The following is an 18831-nucleotide window of genomic DNA, read 5'->3' as shown; positions in this document are numbered from 1 at the left end:
GCCCCGGGCCGGGGCCGCAGCGCACGCCTCCTCTTGCAAGGTGTCTGCTTTGTTGCGGCAGGGTTTGCAAGGTATTGCAGAATGTTTCGGCAAGGGCTAGCGTGCGGGCGAATCAGCGACCAGAGAAAGGCCGTCGATGAAACCCCCGCCGATATCCCCCAAGGCGCTGCTCGCCCTGGTCACCTCCCTCGTACTGACTCTCGTCGGCGTGCCGGTGGCCCTCCACCAGCTCGGCGCCGACGCCACCGCCCCGGCCGCCACCCCCGACGTCCTGGCCGCCGGCAACGCTCCGCAGTGGAACCGCGAACCGTCCCCCGACGCGCTGCTCAGGGCCGGCACCAGAACCGAGAAGGCCGAGCAGTTCTACTTCGTCCTGCCGGACCGGTTCGCCAACGGCGACAGGCGCAACGACACCGGTGGCCTGAAAGGCGGCCGGCTCACCACCGGCCTCGACCCGGCCGACAAGGGCTTCTACCACGGTGGCGACCTCAAGGGTCTGATCGACCGGATGGACTACATCCAAGGTCTCGGCACCACCGCCATCTGGCTCGCGCCGATCTTCAAGAACCGGCCGGTGCAGGGCACCGGCGCGGACGTCTCGGCCGGCTACCACGGCTACTGGATCACCGACTTCACCCAGGTCGACCCGCACTTCGGCACCAACGCCGAGCTGAAGAAGCTGGTCGACCTGGCCCACCGCCGGGGGATCAAGGTCTACCTCGACATCATCGTCAACCACACCGCCGACGTCATCCGGTACGCCGAGGACAAGTACGGCTACGTGGACAAGAAGACCGCCCCCTACCGCGACGCGCAGGGGCGGCCCTTCGAGGACCGCAACTACGCCGACGGCACGCGGAAGTTCCCGGCGGTGAACTCGACGTCGTTCCCGTACACCCCGGTGTTCGCCACCCCGGCCGACGCGAAGGTCAAGGTACCGGCGTGGCTCAACGACCCGACCATGTACCACAACCGCGGTGACTCCACCTTCGCCGGGGAGAACAGCGAGTACGGCGACTTCTTCGGCCTCGACGACCTGTGGACCGAGCGTCCCGAGGTGGTCCGCGGCATGACCGACATCTACGCCCAGTGGATCGGCAAGGCCGGCGTGGACGGGTTCCGCCTCGACACGGTCAAGCACGCCAACCTCGACTTCTGGCCGCAGTTCGCCCGCGGCATCGACGCCGCCGCCGCGAAGGCCGGCAAGAAGGACTTCTTCATGTTCGGCGAGGTCTACAGCGCCGAGCAGGAGATCCAGTCCAGCTACGTGCGGCAGGGCGGGCTGCCCGCCACGCTCGACTTCTCGTTCCAGGAGGCGGCACGCGGGTACGCCGCCGCCGACGGCTCGGCCAAGGCGCTCGCCGACGTCTACGCCAAGGACGACCTGTACTCCGCGCGGGACACGAACGCCAACCGGCTCACCACGTTCCTGGGCAACCACGACATGGGCCGGATCGGCTCGTTCGTCGCCGCCGCCGGCGGGGACGACGCCACCCAGCTGAACCGCAGCCGGCTCGCCCACCAGCTGATGTTCCTCACCCGCGGCCAGCCGGTCGTCTACTCCGGCGACGAGCAGGGCTTCACCGGCCCGGGCGGCGACAAGGACGCGCGGCAGGACATGTTCGCCTCGCGGACCGCCGACTACCTCGACGACGACCTGATCGGCACCACCCGTACCCACGCCGTCGACCAGTACGACACCCGCCACCCGCTCTACCGGACCATCGCCGAGCTGGGCGAGCTGCGGACGGCGCACCCGGCGCTGCGCGACGGCGTGCAGGTGACCCGGTACGCCGCCGACGGACCGGGCGTCTTCGCGTTCTCCCGCGTCCTGCCCGCCGACCGGATCGAGTACGTCGCAGCGGTGAACAACGCCGCGACGCCGCAGACTGTCCCGGTGGACACCTGGTCGGCCGGCGCCCGCTTCACCGGCGTGTACGGCGGCGTCGCGGGCGCGACGGCCGGCGCGGACGGCAAGCTGAGCGTCACCGTGCCGGCCATGTCGGCGGTGGTGCTGAAGGCCGACCGGGCGATCCCGCAGGCCGGGGCGCCGAAGATCACGATCACCGAGCCCGGCGACGACCCGGTCCCCGGCAAGGCCGCCGTCACCGCCCAGGTGACCGGCGACCCGCTCGCCACCGTCACGTTCGCCGCCCGGGTCGCGGGCGGCAAGTGGACGCTGCTGGGCACCGCGCACCGCGCGCCGTACACCGTGCATCACGACCTGACCGGCCTGCCCGGCGGCACCCGCGTGGAGTACAAGGCGGTGGTCCGCGACGGCAAGGGCCGTACCGCCACCGCCCGCGCCACCGGCACCGTCGGCACCCCGGCGCAGGGCGCCTCGCGGGACTGGGCGATCGTGCACTACCAGCGCCCGGCCGGCGGGTACGACGACTGGCGGCTGTACGCCTGGGGCGACATCGACCCGGCGTACGTGACCGAATGGCCCGCCGGGCAGCCGTTCGCCGGTGAGGACTCGTACGGCCGGTTCGCCTGGGTCAAACTCAAGCCCGGCGCGAAGACGGTCGGTTTCCTCGTGATCGACGGCGACGGCAACAAGGACGTCGCCGCCGACCGCACCATCGACGTGACTGCGACCGGCGAGGTCTGGGTCAAGCAGGGCGACCCGGCGGTCTACCCGACGCGGCAGGCCGCCACCGGTGAGCCCGACCCGCCCGTCGCCCAGGACACCGCGCTGATCCACTGGCGCAAGGCCGACGGGAACTACGACGGCTGGGGCCTGCACCTGTGGGACGGCGCGGCGAACCCGACCGACTGGGCCGCCCCGCTCGAGCCGGAGAAGATCGACGCGTACGGCGCGGTGTTCCGGGTGCCCCTCGCTGCCGGAGCGACCGGACTGAGCTACATCATCCACCGAGGCGACGAGAAGGATCAGCCCGAGGACCAGCGGCTCGACTTCGCCTCCGCCGGACGCGAGGTGTGGCTGCTGGCCGGCGTCAAGGGACGGCTGCTGCCGACCACCACGTCCGGCGCCGCCAAGGACCTCGACCTGACGAAGCAGAAGGCGCAGTGGATCGACAGGTCCACCGTCGCCTGGGCCACCGGGCCGACCGACGGCAGGCGGTACGCGCTCGCCGTCGCCCCGGCCGGCGGGATCGGCCTCGCCGACGGCGAGCTGACCGGCACGTACACCACCATCGGACTGCGGGCGCAGCGCAACGGGCTGACCGAGGCGCAACGGCAGGCGTACCCCCATCTCTGGGCCTCGCGCGCCTTCACGCTGGACCGCGCCGACCTGGCCAAGGTGCCGGCGGCGCTGCGCGGCCAGCTCGTGGTCACCGAGCGGGACGCCGAGGGCGCGCTGCTCGCCGCCACCGGCGTGCAGATCCCCGGCGTGCTCGACGACGTCTACGCGGCGGCGACCCGCGCGAAGCTCGGCCCGACGTTCGCCGGCCGCGTGCCCACGCTGGCGGTGTGGGCGCCGACCGCGCGGACCGTGTCGCTGGAGCTGTTCGACTCGCCCACGGCCCAGCCGGCCACCGTGGCGATGCGCCGCGACGACCGCACCGGCGTCTGGTCGGTGCGCGGCACGAAGGCGTGGAACGGCCGCTACTACCGCTACCGGGTGCAGGCGTGGCAGCCCGCCACGCAGAAGATGGTCACCGCGTCGGTGACCGACCCGTACTCGGTGGCGCTCGCGCCGAACTCCACGCACAGCCAGATCGTCGACCTGAGCGACCCGGCGCTCGCGCCGGCCGGCTGGTCGAACCTGCGCAAGCCGGCCGCGCCGCCGGCCTCGAAGGTCCAGATCTCCGAGCTGTCGGTGCGGGACTTCTCCATGGCCGACACCACGGTCCCCGCCGAACGGCGCGGCACCTACCTGGCGTTCACCGACCCGGGCACGGCGGGCATGAAGCACCTGCGGTCGCTCGGCGACGCCGGGGTCAACCACCTGCACCTGCTGCCGGCCTTCGACTTCGCCACCATCCCGGAGAAGCGGGCCGACCAGGCCCGGCCGAACTGTGACCTGGCCGCGCTGCCGCCGGACTCCGACGAGCAGCAGAAGTGCGTCGCGGCGGTGGCCGGCACCGACGGCTACAACTGGGGGTACGACCCGCTGCACTACACGGTGCCCGAGGGCGGGTACGCCGTCGACCCGAACGGCGCGAAGCGCACCACCGAGTTCCGCCAGATGGTCGCGGGCGTGAACAAGGCCGGCCTGCGGGTGGTCATGGACGTGGTCTACAACCACACCTCGGCCGCCGGCGCCGACCCGAAGTCGGTGCTCGACCAGGTGGTGCCGGGCTACTACCACCGGCTGCTGGAGGACGGGACCGTCGCCAACTCCACCTGCTGCGCCAACACCGCCCCGGAGCACGCCATGATGGGCAAGCTCGTGGTGGACTCGCTTGTGACCTGGGCCAAGGCGTACAAGGTCGACGGGTTCCGGTTCGACCTGATGGGCCACCACCCGAAGGCGAACATCCTGGCCGTACGGGCCGCGCTGGACAAGCTCACGCTCGCCCGCGACGGCGTGGACGGCCGGAGGATCCTGCTGTACGGCGAGGGCTGGAACTTCGGCGAGGTCGCCGACGACGCCCGGTTCACGCAGGCCACCCAGGCCAACATGGCCGGCACCGGCGTCGGCACGTTCAACGACCGGCTCCGCGACGCGGTGCGCGGCGGCGGCCCGTTCGACGCCAACCCGCGGGTGCAGGGCTTCGCCTCCGGCCTCTACACCGACCCCAACGGCGACGAGGTGAACGGCTCGGCCGCCGAGCAGCGGGCCCGGCTGCTGCACCAGCACGACCTGATCAAGGTGGGCCTGACCGGGAACCTGCGCGGCTACCGGTTCACCGACTCCACCGGCAAGCGGGTCACCGGCGCGCAGGTCGACTACAACGGCTCCCCGGCCGGGTACACCGCCGCGCCGGGCGAGGCGGTCACCTACGTCGACGCGCACGACAACGAGATCCTGTACGACGCGCTGGCGTACAAGCTGCCGCAGCGGACCTCGGCACAGGACCGGGCCCGGATGCAGGTGCTCGCGCTGGCGACCACGGCGCTCGGGCAGGGTGCCGGGTTCGTGACCACCGGTACGGAGCGGCTGCGCTCGAAGTCGCTGGACCGCAACTCGTACAACTCCGGTGACTGGTTCAACCAGATCCGGTGGGACTGCGCCCAGGGCAACGGTTTCGGCGCCGGCCTGCCGCCGGAGGCCGACAACAAGGACAAGTGGCAGTACGCGAAGCCGCTGCTGGCCGATCCGTCGTTGGTGCCGGACTGCGCGGCGATCGAACTGGCCGACGCCCGGTACGCGGAGCTGCTGCGCGTCCGCCGGTCCTCGCCGGTGTTCGGGCTCGACACCGCGGAGCAGGTGCAGAAGCGGGTGGCGTTCCCGCTGTCCGGGACGAAGGAGACCCCGGGCGTGCTCACCATGACCCTCGACGCGCGAGGGCTGGACGGGAAGTGGAAGTCGGTGACCGTCGTCTTCAACGCCACCCCGGAGACGGCGAAGCAGACAGTCACCGGGCTGCGCGGGGCGAACGTGGCACTGCATCCGGTGCTGCGGAACTCGGCCGACCCGGCGCTGCGTACCGCGTCGTTCGACCGGGCCGCCGGCACGTTCACCGTGCCCGCGCGCAGCGTGGCGGTGTTCGTCCAGAGCTGACCGCACAGCCGACCGGCCCCCTGCCACGTCACGTGGCAGGGGGCCGGTCGCGTACCGGTGGCCCGTCAGGTCAGTTGAAGCAGTCCTCGACGGTGTTGGCGCAGTTGGTGGGGTCGTTGTTGCTGATGAGGGACTTGTCGTCGAGCTTGACGCGTCCTTCGTTGTTGAGGACGCCGCCGGCGACCCGGTGGAGCTTGCTGGAGTCGGTGGCGGTGTTCTTGGTGACGTGGGTCTTGGTCAGGGTGATCTTCGCCTTGTTGTTGAAGATGCCGCCGCCGTTGAGGGCGGTGTTGCCCTTGATGTCGGTGTCGCGGATGGTGAGGGTGGCGTTGTGGTCCTCGTCGCGCTCGCGGGGGACGAAGCCGTCCTCGATCTTGACGAGCCACTCGCCGTTGTAGATGCCGCCGCCGAAGCGGCCGGCGGTGTTGTCGACGATCTTGCTGTCGGCGATCGTGGCGCTGGCGTGCTCCTTGTTGCTCGGGTAGCCCCAGTGCTTGCCGCCGGTGACCACGACACCGCCGCCGTTGCCGTCGGCGTGGTTCTTGGCGACGTGCACCTTGTCCAGGTCGAGGTCGGTGTTCTCGGCGTAGACGCCACCACCGTTCTCGCAGGCGGTGTTGCCCGTGATCGCGGTGAAGGAGACCGTGACGGTGCCGCCGCTGCTGAACAGACCGCCGCCGTTCTTGCCGGCGCGGTTGTCGGACAGGCTGGACTTCACGCCGTCCTTGCCGTGGTCGGAACCGTAGATCTCGACGATGCCGGCGTCGTGGTGCTTGCCCTTCTTGTCGCCGCCCTTCGGCGCGGCGGAGGCCGCCGGGCCGTGCCCACCGGACAGGCCGCTGCCGTTGGCGATGCCGCCGCCGTTGCCGGCTGCGGTGTTGTCGTCGACGTGGGTTTCCTCGACCTTGAGGATGCCCTCGTTGTAGACGCCGCCGCCGTCGCCCTGGGCGTGGTTGCTGACGACCTTGCTCTCCTTGAGCCAGGTGCGTCCGTAGTTGGCGATCGCGCCGCCGTCGCCCTCGGCGCTGTTGTCGACGAGCTTGACGTTGTCCAGGTAGGCGCTGCCGCCGCGTTCGACGAGCAGCGCGCCGCCGTCACCCTCGGCCCGCTTGTCGTCGTCCTTGCCGTCGTTCATGCCGTCGGTGACGGTCGTGGCGGCAGCTGCCGTGGTGGCGGTGGTCGCCGCGGCCGGAGCCGCGACAGCCGCAGCCGGGGCTGCCACCGCCGGGGCGGCAGCCGGAGTGGGCGGCTGGCCGTTGCCGGGCGCCGGGGCGGGGCCGCCGTACTTGAACTCGTTGGCGTTGCCGCCCTTGACCGTCAGGTCCTTGAGGGTGAGGTCGCCGCCGTCGACGACGCGGAAGATGCGGAAGGTGTCTTCGGCGTCGCGCTTGATGGTGGAGTGGTTGCCCTTGATGGTGACGTCCTGCTTGATCTCGGGCAGGGCGGAGCCGAACTTGCGGTCCTTGACGCCGAGTTCGTAGGTGCAGTTCTCGGCGAGCTTCAGGGTGCCGCCGTGGTCGCGGTTGGCCAGTTCGAGGGCGTCGAGCAGGGCGTCGTCGTCGCAGGGAACCTCGTGGGTCTTGCCGTGGTCGTCCTTGCCGTCCTTGCCCTTGTCCGGGCCCCACTCGCCGCGGTCGCGGCCTTCCTGGCCACGGTCCTTGCCGTACCCGTCCTTGTCGTACCCGTCCTTGTCGTACCCGTCCCGGCCGTACTCGCCCTTGTCGCCGTGGTCGCCGTCGCTGAGCTGCTGCGTGGTCGACCACTTGACGTCGGCGAGCCGGTGCGGGCCGGTGACCCCGGTGGTCGCGTAGGCCACGCCGGCGAGGCTGACCGCTCCGGTCAGGCCCACGACGCCGGTGGCGAGCCACATCCGGCGACGCCGGAGCGGGGAGATGGTCTTGCTGGTGGCGTCATTGTTATTGCGAAGGTAGTTGGACATCGGAGCTCTCTGCCCTCTCCTTGTACCTGACAAGGTCGCTTCGCCCTGGCGAGGCGGCCTTCGCTACAAATCGGTTGTAGCTGCTGAAGATGACCGTATGAGAACCTTCTTCGCCTCGCGGTCATATACGAAAAAAACCCGCATAAAGGTGCGGGTGGGATGGGCGGGCGTAGCGCGGTCCGGATGCCCCGGCGGGGGACACCACGGCCAGGCGGGCTGCTCCGGGGAGGTAGCCCTCCTCGCGCCACGGCGCGAGGAGGGCTACCCGGTTATGTGGTGGTGCCGTCAGTTGAAGCAGTCCTCGACGGTGTTGGCGCAGTTGGTGGGGTCGTTGTTGCTGATGAGGGACTTGTCGTCGAGCTTGACGCGTCCTTCGTTGTTGAGGACGCCGCCGGCGACCCGGTGGAGCTTGCTGGAGTCGGTGGCGGTGTTCTTGGTGACGTGGGTCTTGGTCAGGGTGATCTTCGCCTTGTTGTTGAAGATGCCGCCGCCGTTGAGGGCGGTGTTGCCCTTGATGTCGGTGTCGCGGATGGTGAGGGTGGCGTTGTGGTCCTCGTCGCGCTCGCGGGGGACGAAGCCGTCCTCGATCTTGACGAGCCACTCGCCGTTGTAGATGCCGCCGCCGAAGCGGCCGGCGGTGTTGTCCACGACGGCGCTGTCGGCGATCGTGGCGCTTCCCTTGGGTCCGTCCTTCTCGGCGCCGTTCCCGGCCCAGTCCCGCCCGCCGGTCGTCACCACGCCGCCACCGTTGCCGTCGGCGTGGTTCCCGGCCACGTGGACCTTCTCCAGCCGCAGGTCGGTGTTCTCGGCGTAGACGCCACCACCGTTCTCACAGGCGACGTTGCCGCCGATCGCGGTGAACGAGACGGTGACCCAGCCGCCGCTGCTGAACAGGCCACCACCGTTGTGACCCGCCCGGTTGTGGCTCAGCGTGCTCAGCGAGGCGTCCTTGCCCTCGTGTGCCCCGATGATCTCGACGGTGCCCGCGTGGTGCTTGCCGTGCTCGCCCTTCTCCGCCTCCATGGCCGAGGCGAGGTCGACCGGCCCGTCGTGGTGCTCACCGCCGCCGTTGGCGATGCCGCCGCCGTTGCCGGCTGCGGTGTTGTCGTCGACGTGGGTTTCCTCGACCTTGAGGATGCCCTCGTTGTAGACGCCGCCGCCGTCGCCCTGGGCGTGGTTGCTGACGACCTTGCTCTCCTTGAGCCAGGTGCGTCCGTAGTTGGCGATCGCGCCGCCGTCGCCCTCGGCGCTGTTGTCGACGAGCTTGACGTTGTCCAGGTAGGCGCTGCCGCCGCGTTCGACGAGCAGCGCGCCGCCGTCACCCTCGGCCCGCTTGTCGTCGTCCTTGCCGTCGTTCATGCCGTCGGTGACGGTCGTGGCGGCAGCTGCCGTGGTGGCGGTGGTCGCCGCGGCCGGAGCCGCGACAGCCGCAGCCGGGGCTGCCACCGCCGGGGCGGCAGCCGGAGTGGGCGGCTGGCCGTTGCCGGGCGCCGGGGCGGGGCCGCCGTACTTGAACTCGTTGGCGTTGCCGCCCTTGACCGTCAGGTCCTTGAGGGTGAGGTCGCCGCCGTCGACGACGCGGAAGATGCGGAAGGTGTCTTCGGCGTCGCGCTTGATGGTGGAGTGGTTGCCCTTGATGGTGACGTCCTGCTTGATCTCGGGCAGGGCGGAGCCGAACTTGCGGTCCTTGACGCCGAGTTCGTAGGTGCAGTTCTCGGCGAGCTTCAGGGTGCCGCCGTGGTCGCGGTTGGCCAGTTCGAGGGCGTCGAGCAGGGCGTCGTCGTCGCAGGGAACCTCGTGGGTCTTGCCGTGGTCGTCCTTGCCGTCCTTGCCCTTGTCCGGGCCCCACTCGCCGCGGTCGCGGCCTTCCTGGCCACGGTCCTTGCCGTCCTTGCCGTAGCCGTCCTCGCCCTTGTCGCCGCCCTTCCCGCCCTCGGCGCGGGAGTCGTCACCGGCGTTCTGCGGCGCGGCGGCGTGGTTCTCCGCCACCTGTTCGGTGCCGGACTTGTCGTCGCGGGCGGCGAGACCGCCGAGTGCCGCCAGCCCGACGACGCCGGTCAGCCCGGCCACGCCGGTGGCGACCCAGAGCGCCCGCCGCCTGTTCGTCCGCGGCGGAGGCGCCATCGGAGCGCCGCCGTCGGGTGTGGTTACGTCGTTCGACATGAGAGCCCTTTCGGTTCTTCCCAAACGGGTCGCCCCGCCCCAGGTCGGGCGACCAGCTACAAACCGGTTGTAGCCTCTGAACAGCACCGTATGAGAAGGTTCCTCGCGAGGAAGACTTATCCGAAAAAAGCCCGCATTCCTCCCACGAACGGCGGTCGGTGACCAACCGCGTGAGCGGGACGGGAACGGCCCGGACGGCGGCGGGCCCCACCACCCGCCGGAAAGGCACGGTGGTGGGGCCCGCCGGACGTCGTCGCGGCCCGCCGGATCAGCCGGGCAGGCGGGGGCCCGCCTCACGCTGCTCGGCCAGCCAGGTCTCCACCTCGGCGGAGGCGCGCGGCAGACCGGCCGACAGGTTCACCGGGCCGTCGGCGGTGACCAGGATGTCGTCCTCGATCCGCACGCCGACGCCCCGCAGCTCCTCCGGGACCAGCTCGTCCTCCGGCTGGAAGTAGAGCCCCGGCTCGACGGTGAGCACGTACCCCTCGCCGAGCGGCCCCTCGCGGTAGATCTCCTTGCGCGCGTTGGCGCAGTCGTGCACGTCGATGCCGAGCATGTGGCTGGTGCCGTGCAGCGTCCACCGCCGGTAGACGGTGGAGGCCGGATCCATCGCCTCGTCCACGCTCACCGGCAGCAGCCCGAGATCCTTCAGCGCCTCGGCCAGCACCCGCATCGAGGCCAGGTGCACGTCCCGGAACGCCACGCCGGGCCGGCACATCTCGATGCCGGCCTGCTGCGCGGCGTACACCGCGTCGTAGACCTGACGCTGCAACGGCGTGAACCGGCCGTCGACCGGGAACACCCGGGTCACGTCGGCGGTGTAGAGGTTGCGGTTCTCCACGCCCATGTCCATCAGCAGCAGCTCACCCGGACGGGTGGCGCCGTGGTTGTGCACCCAGTGCAGGATCGTGGCGTGCTCGCCGGCCCCGACGATCGAGCCGTAGCCGACGTCGTTGCCGTCGTGCCGGGCGCGCAGCGCGAACACGCCCTCCAGCAGCCGCTCGGAGACCCCGCGGTCGGCCGGCAGCGCCCGCGCCACGTCCTCGAAGCCGCGCACCGTGGCGTCGCACGCCTCCTGGAGCTGCGCGATCTCCCACTCGTCCTTGACCAGCTTCAGCTCGGAGATCGCGATCGCCAGCTCCCGGTCGCGGCCGGGCTGCCCCTCGGCGCGCGCGCCGTCGTACCGACGGACCGCCGCGTCCACCCGGGCGTCGAAACCGCGCAGCACCCGGGTACGCCCCGGGGCCAGCTCGGCCAGCGCCGCGTCCAGCTCGCTCAGGTCGGCCGTCGGCAGGCCCAGCTCGGTGGACTTCTCCCGCAGCGTCGGCCGGCGGCCCACCCACAGCTCACCGTGGCGGCTGCGGAAGAATTCGTCGGTCGCCCGGGACGACCGGGGCCGCATGAACAGGGTGGCCTCGCCGCCCGGCCGCAGCACGAGGACGCTGTCCGGCTCCAGGTCGCCGGTCAGGTACGCGAAGTCGCTGCCCGGCCGGAACCGGTGGTCGGTGTCGTTGGCGCGTACCTTCTCGTTGCCCGTGGGGATGACCAGCGTCTCGCCCGGGAAGGCATCGGCCAGCGCGGCCCGCCGCTTGGCGTGGTTTGGCACCTCCGGGCGCGGGGTGACCGGCAGTTCGGTGTCCCGCCAGCCCTGCCGCATGAAGGACAGGAACGCCTCCGGGAAATCCGGGTCGTGCGACTCCGTGCCGTCCGCCGCCTTGCCCTGCCGGGTCCGCTCCTCGGCCATGATCCGCCCCTCCCTGAGCCTCGTCGCTGGTCCCGACGGTACCGCGCGCACGACAGCGGGAGGTGCCTGCGGTGCCGCGACGGTGGCTTCCGGCGCGTGGAAAGATGGCGGCCATGTGCGGACTCCTGGCCTTCTTCAGCGCGCGCGGCGACGCCGCCGCCCACCGCGACAACATCGCCGGCGCACTGGAGTGCCTGCACCACCGTGGCCCGGACGAGACAGGGGTCGAGGTGGTCGGCGACGCCTCCGGCCGGTACGCGGACGGCGTGTTCGCGCACAAGCGCCTGGCGATCATCGACGTGGCGCTGAGCCACGAGCCCCTGCCGTACGCGGGCGGGCGTTACCTGCTCACCTTCAACGGCGAGATCTACAACTACATCGAGCTGCGCGAGGAGCTGATCCGCGACTACGGCGCCCAGTTCGCCACCAACGGCGACGGCGAGGTGATCGTGGCCGGCTACCACTACTGGGGTGAGCAGGTGCTCACCAAGCTGCGCGGCATGTTCGCGTTCGTGATCTGGGACCGGCAGGAGCGGCGGGCCTTCGGCGCGCGGGACTACTTCGGCATCAAGCCGCTGCACTACCTGGAGACCCAGGACGGCCTCTACCTCGCCTCGGAGAAGAAGGCGCTGCTGCCGTTCGCGTACTCGGCGTACCAGGGCGACGCGGGCATCGACACCGCCAACCTGAGCCACTACCTGACGCTGCAGTACGTGCCGGAGCCGGGCACGCTGCACAAGGGGATCAGCCGGATCGGCTCGGGGGAGTACCTGACCTGGACCCCGGGTGGCCGGATCGAGGTGCGCCGCTGGTACCGCCCGGTGTTCCGCCCGGCCCCGGTCTCCGACGAGCAGCGGCTCTACCACGACATCCGGGAGACGCTGCGCGAGAGCGTCCGGATGCACATGCGCTCGGACGTGCCGGTCGGCTCGTTCCTGTCCAGCGGCATCGACTCCACCGCGGTGGTGGCGCTGGCCCGCGAGTTCAACCCGAACATCCTCACCTTCACCGTCGGCTACGACGTGCCCGGCTACTCCGAGATCGACGTGGCCCAGGACTCGGCCCGGCACCTCGACGTGACCACCATCCCGACCAAGATCGGGCCGCAGGACATGATCGAGGCGCTGCCGAAGATCGTCTGGCACCTGGACGACCCGGTCGCCGACCCGGCCCTGGTGCCGCTCTACTTCGTGGCGAAGAAGGCCGCCGAGCACGTCACCGTGGTGCTCTCCGGCGAGGGCGCGGACGAGTTCTTCGGCGGCTACACGATCTACCGGGAGCCGCTGTCGCTCAACGCGGTCAACAGCCTGCCCGACGGCGTGCAGAAGGGCCTGCGCGCGGTGTCCAAGGCCATCCCGCAGGGCGTCAAGGGCAAGAGCTTCCTGGAGCGCGGCACCACCCCGATCGAGCACCGCTACTACGGCAACGCCCGGATGTTCACCGAGGAGGAGAAGCAGCACCTGCTGCGCCGCTACGACCCCTCGGTGCGCTACACCGACGTGACCGCCCCGATCTACGCCGAGTGCACCGAGCTGGACGACGTCACCAAGATGCAGTACGTCGACCTCTACACCTGGCTGCGCGGCGACATCCTGGTCAAGGCCGACCGGATCTCGATGGCGCACTCGCTGGAGGTGCGGGTGCCGTTCCTGGACCGGGAGGTGTTCAACGTCGCCGCCGGCATCCCGGTCGACCTGAAGCTGCCGCCCCGCTCCGAGGCCACCAAGTACGCGATGCGCCAGGCCCTCCAGGGTGTCGTGCCACCGGCCATCGTCAACCGCAAGAAGCTGGGCTTCCCGACCCCGACCCGCGTCTGGCTGCGCGGCGAGATGTACGAGTGGGCGCGGCACGTGCTGGCCACCTCGGGCGCCGGTGACCTGATCGACCTGTCGTACGCGATGCGCCTGCTGGACGAGCACAAGCGGGAGGAGGCCGACCACTCCCGCAAGGTGTGGACCGTGCTGATCTTCTGCATCTGGCACGCCATCTTCGTGGCCAAGACGCTCGACCCGGGCATCCAGCGCAACCAGTCCGCGCTGCTCACCAAGCCGGTCGTCGGCAGCATGGTCCGCTGAGCCGACCGTGACGGAGGAGGGCCCCCGGGGTACACCCCGGGGGCCCTCCTCACTGCGGGATCACCTGCCGGTGCAGGTGACAGTGGGCAGGGAGTTGGTGCCGGAGAAGTTCGCGGTGAAGCCGAACGTGGTCCGGCCCTCCGGTGGGACGCTGCCGTTGTAGGCGGCGTTGGAGACGCTCACCGACGCCCCGCTGCCGCTCAACGTGCCGTTCCACACCTGGTTGATGGTCTGGCCGCTCGGCCAGGTCCAGTTCGCCGTCCACCCGGCGTACGTCCGGGTGCTGTGGTTCATGATCTCGACCTCGCCCTGGAAGCCGCCCTGCCAGGCGCTGACCACCTTGTAGACCGCCATGCAGTCGCCGCTGCCCGGCGGCGGCATGGTCGGGCTCGTCGTCGGCGCGGGCGTGGTCGGTGCCGGCGTGGTCGGCGCCGGCGTGGTCGGGGCGGGCGTGGTCGGCGCCGGGGTGGTCGGGGCGGGGCTGCTGCCCGAGCCGATCCCGGTCACCTCGCCGTTGCCGCCGTCGAACGTCACGTCGGAGCAGCCGAAGAAGTTCTCCTGGCTGTCCGAGCGGACCCAGCGCGAGTAGATGATGTGCCGGCCGCTCTTGTTCGACGGCAGGTTGCCGCTGAAGTAGTAGTGGCCGTCGTTGGTGCCCACGGCGCCGCGCTGCGGCGGGTTGGTCACCTGCAGGAACGGCTGCTCCTCCAGGTCGCTCCAGGCCAGCGGCCGGTTCGGGCTCCAGCTGTCCTTGGTCACGTAGAAGTAGAACGTGCCCGGGTGGTGGGCCCAGTTGCTGTACCGGAACTCGATCGACCGGCCCGCGGTCAGGTGGGTGACCGGCCAGTCGTTGCGCGCCGCGTCGTACCCGCTGAAGCCGGGGTTGCCGCCGCTGCACAGCTTGCCGTCGGGGATGTACCCGACGGTCCGCCCGCCGGCGTCGGAGCGCAGCACGCTGAACCAGTTGTACAGCGAGTTCGCCCCGCTCGTGGCCACCGCCGACGAGCAGGCGGGGTTGTTCGGCCGGATCTCACCGGTTCCGGTGAGGCCGTCCTTCCAGCACAGGTAGGTGCGGGCGCCCGGCGTCATGGCCGCGCCGTGCGCGGCCGCCGGTCCGGAGTTGGTGGCCAGGGCGAACGCGCCCAGGGCCAGGGTGGCGGCCGCGGTGAGCAACGCGGCCGTACGGAATCGGTGCACGGGGATCTCCTGACTCGCGGAGCGTGGCCAGGTCCGGCCCGCCCCGCTGCGACGAGCGGATGCGACGATCGCGGTGCCCGCGCCCGGTCGGCGTGCGGCCGGGGCCGTCGGCGGGCGCGCACCGCCTGCGGTCCGTTGTCACGGACCGTGGATGCCCTCGCGTCGGCTCGACCCGGCGGCCGGCGACGCGGCAGCCCCCCGCGTCGTACCCGGCATCGCCATCCCACCACGTCCGGCCGCCCGTCGCAATAGGTGCTGCTCGATGTCCGGGTCGCGGCGCGCCGCGACCCCGGCATGCGCCAGGATCGGGGGAGGGACGACGAGGGGAGCCAGGATGGGTTACGCGGTGGTGCTCGGCGAGGCACTGGTGGACCTGCTCGACGCCGAGCACGACGGGGAACCCGTCTACCGGCAGGCCATCGGCGGCGGTCCGCTCAACGTGGCGGTGGCGACCGCCCGGCTCGGCGGGGACGCGCGGTTCGTCGGGTCGCTCGGCGACGACGTGCTGGCCGGCCGGATCCGCGCGTTCCTCACCGGCGCGGGTGTGGACGTCAGCGGGACCGTGACGGTGCCGGCGCCGACCGCGCTCGCCGTGGCCACGTTCGCCGGTCCGGAGCCGGACTTCCGCTTCTACGGCGAGCCCCGCTCGTACGCGCTGCTCGGCCCGGACGACCTGGACGTGGCGCTGGTCGAGGGCGCTGACGTGCTCTACTGCGGGTCGGTCGTGCTGCTCGACCCGCCGGTGCTGGCCGCCGCCCGCCGCGCCTGGTCGATCGCGGGCGCGCTGCGGGTGTTCGACCCGAACGTGCGGCCCCGCCTGCTCACCGCGCCGGGCGCGCTGGACGGGCTGCGGGCGGTGGTCGCCGAGTTCGCCGCCGCCGCGCACCTGGTCAAGCTCAGCGCTGCCGACGCGCGGCTGCTCTACCCGGACGAGCCGGTCGAGGGCGTCGCCGCGTACCTGCGGGAGCTGGGCGCGAGCACCGTGGTGGTCACGCTCGGCGCGGACGGCGCCCTGGTCGCCGCCGCCGACGACGTGGTACGCGTACCCGCGCCGAAGGTGGACGCGGTGGACGCCACCGGCGCGGGCGACTCGGTCATGGGCGCGCTGGTGGCCGACCTGCTGGCCGCCGGTGAGCCGGCCGACCCGGCCGGCTGGCGGGAGCGGGTCGCGTTCGCGCTGCGGGTGGCGGCGGTGGTGTGCGAGTCACCGGGCGGCGCCACCGCCATGCCCACCCGCACCGCTGTCGAAACCCGCTTCGCGGGGTAAGGAAGGGCCCCTTGTTAACGCCTCCGGTAGAGCAGGGGCCCCTTCTTAACACCCGCCCTCCCGCGCGCAGGCGGGCTCAGGCGCGCGTGCGGGCCAGCGTCACGACGGCGGTCAGCGACAGGAACGCGGCGCCGGCCAGGACCACCGCCATCGGCAGCGCGCTGCCCTCGCCGCCGAGCCCGACCAGCGGCGCGGCCAGCGCGCCGACCACCGACTGGAGGCCGCCCATCAGCGCGGCGGCGGTGCCCGCGTGCCGGGCGTGCGCGTCCAGCGCCAGCGCGGTGCTGTTCGGCATCACCATGCCGAGCGAGCCGACGAAGGCGAACAGCGCCACCGCCGTCACGGCCAGGCTGCCGGCCAGCGCGCCGGTCAGCACGCCGGCCGCCGTGACCAGGCCGACCACGAGCGTGGTGACCAGCAGCCGGCGCGGCGTGAACCGGTCGAGCAGCCGGGCGTTCGCCTGCCCGACCGCGACCAGGGCGAGCGCGTTGACACCGAAGATGACGCTGAACACCGCCGGGGAGACGCCGAAGACGTCCTGGAACACGAACGACGACCCGGAGATGTACGCGAACAGTCCGGCGAACGCGAAGCCCTGCGTCAGCGCGTACCCGAGGTAGACCCGGTCGGCGAGCAGCGACCGCATGGTCCGGACGGTGGCCCCCAGGCCGCCGGTGCTGCGGCGCTGCGGCGGTAGCGTCTCCGGCAGGCGCAGCGCGACCGCGACGGCGAGCACCGCCCCGATGACGGCGAGCGTCACGAAGACGGCCCGCCACGAGCCGAACCGCAGCACCAGGCTGCCCACGCTCGGCGCCGCCACCGGCGCCACCCCGAAGACCAGGGTGAGCCGGGAGAAGTACTTCGCGACGTCCCGTCCGGAGTAGAGGTCGCGGACCACCGCGCGGGCGACCACCACGCCCATGCCGCCGGCGACGCCCTGGGCGAACCGCGCGGCGGCCAGCAGCGGGGCGTTCGGCGCCGCGGCGCACGCCAGCGCCAGCACCGTGTACGCGACCACGCCGACCAGCACCGGACGGCGGCGCCCCCAGCGGTCGCTGAGCGGACCGGTGACGAGCTGACCCACTGCGAGGCCGATCAGGCAGGTGGTCAGCGAGAGCTGGATGCCGGCCTGGTCGGCGCCGAGGTCGCGGGTCATGGCCGGGAACGCCGGCAGATACATGTCCAGCGACAGCGGGCCGATCGCGGTGAGCGTGCCGAGCAGCACCAGCAGCGTCACGCCGCCGGTGGACGCGGTGGCGCGGTCGGCGGCCGGGCGCGCGGCGGTCGGCGCGGCGTTGCTCACGAGCGGTACCCCCTGGATCCGGTGCGTCCGGGTACCTTACATCTGTAGTCAGAACTGTTGCGATGTGAGGCGGGTGGCCCCGTGGCGACGAACGAGCAGGTCGCGCGCGTCGGAGCGGTCGTGGGGGAGCTGCACCGCCTCCTGCGCCGCCGGACCGGGGCGCGCGTCGGACGAGACCCGCTGCCCGAGGCCCAGGTGGAGTTGCTCCTGCTGGTGCGGGAGACACCGGGGATCAGCGGCAAGGAGGTGGCCCGCCGCCTCTGCACCGCCCCCAACACGGTGAGCACGCTGGTCCGCGACCTCACCGACGCCGGGCTGCTGGCCCGGGACCGCGACCCCGGCGACCGCCGCGTGCTGCGGCTGCGTGTGACCGAGGCCGCCCGGGCGCGGATGGCCGACTACGAGACCAACCGGGCCGCGCTGCTCGACGAGGCACTGGCCGAACTGGACCCGGCGGCGCGGGCGGCGATCCTGGCCGCCGCCCCGCACCTCGACGCGCTGCTCGGCACCCTGCGGGGCCGTGCCCGGCCGGAACCGCCTGGGCGGGCCGCCGGAAACCCGGTGGCCGCCGCGCCCTCCCGCCCCGCATGATCACCGGATGGCGTTGCACCAGGACGAGATACCGGTGGACGAGGAGATTGTCCGGGCGCTGCTGACCGGCCAGCGCCCCGAGTGGGCCGCGCTGCCGCTGACGCCGGCCGGCGCCGGGACCGACAACACGATGTACCGGCTCGGCGACGACCTGCTCGTCCGGCTGCCCCGGACCGCGGAGAAGGCCGGTGCCCTGCGCAAGGAGCAGCAGTGGTTGCCCCGGCTCGCGCCGCTGCTGCCGTACCGGGTGCCCGAACCGGTGTACGCCGGCGGCCCGGCCGGCGCCTTCCCACTGCCGTGGTCGGTGCAGCGGTGGATACCGGGCGACGAGGTCCGGCCCGGCACGGTCCAGGACTGGGCCGCCCTCGGCGCCGACCTGGCCGTGTTCGTCCGCCGCCTGCACGCGGCCGACCTGCTCGGTGCGACCCGCGCGGGCGCGCTGAACGGATACCGCGGTGGCAGCCTCCACCCCTGCGACACCTGGATCTCGGCGGCGCTGGAGGACTGCCGGAGCTACATCGGCGACGAGACGGACGTCGACACCCTGGTCCGGCTCTGGCGGGACGCCCTCACCCTGCCCGAACCCGCGGGCCCGCACGTCTGGCTGCACGGCGACCTCAAGCCCACCAACCTGCTGGTGCACGACGGACGGCTGCGGGCGGTCATCGACTTCGGCGGCCTGACCGTCGGGCACCCCGACGCCGAACACGCGCCGATCTGGGACCTCCCGCCGCAGGCCCGGCACGCCTACCGGGAGGCGCTCGGCGTGGACGACGTGACCTGGGCGCGGGCCCGCGCCTGGGCGCTCGGCGTGGCGGCCAGCGGCGTCTCGTACTACTGGGACACGTTCCCGGCGTTCGTCGCCGAGTGCCGCAACCGCCTCGGCGAGATCCTGGCCGACCCCGGCTGAGCCCGGCCGC

The 18831-nt window shown here is 72.0% G+C and carries 10 protein-coding genes; 5 read left to right on the top strand and 5 right to left on the bottom strand.

The features are described from left to right. The first annotated feature begins 136 nt into the window (after positions 1 to 136). Positions 137 to 5632, top strand: a complete 5496-nt coding sequence (gene pulA / locus KSK32_RS01680; protein ID WP_216928110.1) for a pullulanase-type alpha-1,6-glucosidase — start codon at positions 137 to 139, stop codon at positions 5630 to 5632. A gap of 70 nt (positions 5633 to 5702) precedes the next feature. Here pulA and KSK32_RS01675 read toward each other — a convergent pair whose 3' ends face one another. The 3 genes from KSK32_RS01675 to KSK32_RS01665 all read right to left on the bottom strand — a co-directional run bounded on the left by KSK32_RS01675 (position 5703) and on the right by KSK32_RS01665 (position 11478). After that, entirely contained in the window at positions 5703 to 7571 is a 1869-nt protein-coding gene (locus KSK32_RS01675; RefSeq protein WP_216928109.1) for a hypothetical protein, read from the bottom strand. A gap of 285 nt (positions 7572 to 7856) precedes the next feature. Beyond that, complete coding sequence (locus tag KSK32_RS01670; RefSeq protein WP_216928108.1) at positions 7857 to 9734, bottom strand: hypothetical protein; 1878 nt, start codon at positions 9732 to 9734, stop codon at positions 7857 to 7859. A 268-nt stretch (positions 9735 to 10002) separates the two neighbouring features. Next, positions 10003 to 11478 carry an aminopeptidase P family protein gene (locus KSK32_RS01665; RefSeq protein ID WP_216928107.1) on the bottom strand — a complete coding sequence of 492 codons (1476 nt, stop codon included), beginning with the start codon at positions 11476 to 11478 and terminating at the stop codon, positions 10003 to 10005. 113 nt (positions 11479 to 11591) lie between these two features. Here KSK32_RS01665 and asnB point away from each other — a divergent pair, with 113 nt between their 5' ends. Next, entirely contained in the window at positions 11592 to 13553 is a 1962-nt protein-coding gene (gene asnB / locus KSK32_RS01660; protein ID WP_216928106.1) for an asparagine synthase (glutamine-hydrolyzing), read from the top strand. Between the two features lie 60 nt (positions 13554 to 13613). On the opposite strand, the gene KSK32_RS01655 is transcribed toward asnB, so the two are convergent. Further along, complete coding sequence (locus KSK32_RS01655) at positions 13614 to 14750, bottom strand: lytic polysaccharide monooxygenase (RefSeq protein WP_374226688.1); 1137 nt, start codon at positions 14748 to 14750, stop codon at positions 13614 to 13616. Between the two features lie 334 nt (positions 14751 to 15084). Between KSK32_RS01655 and KSK32_RS01650 the strand changes: the two genes are divergently transcribed. Next, positions 15085 to 16017 carry a carbohydrate kinase gene (locus KSK32_RS01650; protein ID WP_216928105.1) on the top strand — a complete coding sequence of 311 codons (933 nt, stop codon included), beginning with the start codon at positions 15085 to 15087 and terminating at the stop codon, positions 16015 to 16017. Between the two features lie 76 nt (positions 16018 to 16093). Here KSK32_RS01650 and KSK32_RS01645 read toward each other — a convergent pair whose 3' ends face one another. After that, positions 16094 to 17320 carry a multidrug effflux MFS transporter gene (locus KSK32_RS01645; RefSeq protein WP_216928104.1) on the bottom strand — a complete coding sequence of 409 codons (1227 nt, stop codon included), beginning with the start codon at positions 17318 to 17320 and terminating at the stop codon, positions 16094 to 16096. An 81-nt stretch (positions 17321 to 17401) separates the two neighbouring features. Between KSK32_RS01645 and KSK32_RS01640 the strand changes: the two genes are divergently transcribed. Further along, positions 17402 to 17911: a MarR family winged helix-turn-helix transcriptional regulator gene (locus KSK32_RS01640; RefSeq protein WP_216928103.1), complete on the top strand. Its 510-nt coding sequence runs from the start codon at positions 17402 to 17404 to the stop codon at positions 17909 to 17911. 7 nt (positions 17912 to 17918) lie between these two features. Beyond that, positions 17919 to 18821: an aminoglycoside phosphotransferase family protein gene (locus KSK32_RS01635; RefSeq protein WP_216928102.1), complete on the top strand. Its 903-nt coding sequence runs from the start codon at positions 17919 to 17921 to the stop codon at positions 18819 to 18821. The last annotated feature ends 10 nt before the right edge of the window (positions 18822 to 18831 follow it).

This window comes from Micromonospora sp. WMMB482 (assembly GCF_019038635.1).
Classification (GTDB): domain Bacteria; phylum Actinomycetota; class Actinomycetes; order Mycobacteriales; family Micromonosporaceae; genus Micromonospora; species Micromonospora marina.
This window is presented reverse-complemented; position numbering and strand designations above follow the sequence as displayed.

What these genes read in the sequence shown, in the direction of transcription:
- pulA (WP_216928110.1), top strand. Translation starts at nt 137, where the DNA reads ATGAAACCCCCGCCGATATCCCCCAAGGCGCTGCTCGCCCTGGTCACC.
- KSK32_RS01675 (WP_216928109.1), bottom strand. Translation starts at nt 7,571, where the DNA reads ATGTCCAACTACCTTCGCAATAACAATGACGCCACCAGCAAGACCATC.
- KSK32_RS01670 (WP_216928108.1), bottom strand. Translation starts at nt 9,734, where the DNA reads ATGTCGAACGACGTAACCACACCCGACGGCGGCGCTCCGATGGCGCCT.
- KSK32_RS01665 (WP_216928107.1), bottom strand. Translation starts at nt 11,478, where the DNA reads ATGGCCGAGGAGCGGACCCGGCAGGGCAAGGCGGCGGACGGCACGGAG.
- asnB (WP_216928106.1), top strand. Translation starts at nt 11,592, where the DNA reads ATGTGCGGACTCCTGGCCTTCTTCAGCGCGCGCGGCGACGCCGCCGCC.
- KSK32_RS01650 (WP_216928105.1), top strand. Translation starts at nt 15,085, where the DNA reads ATGGGTTACGCGGTGGTGCTCGGCGAGGCACTGGTGGACCTGCTCGAC.
- KSK32_RS01635 (WP_216928102.1), top strand. Translation starts at nt 17,919, where the DNA reads ATGGCGTTGCACCAGGACGAGATACCGGTGGACGAGGAGATTGTCCGG.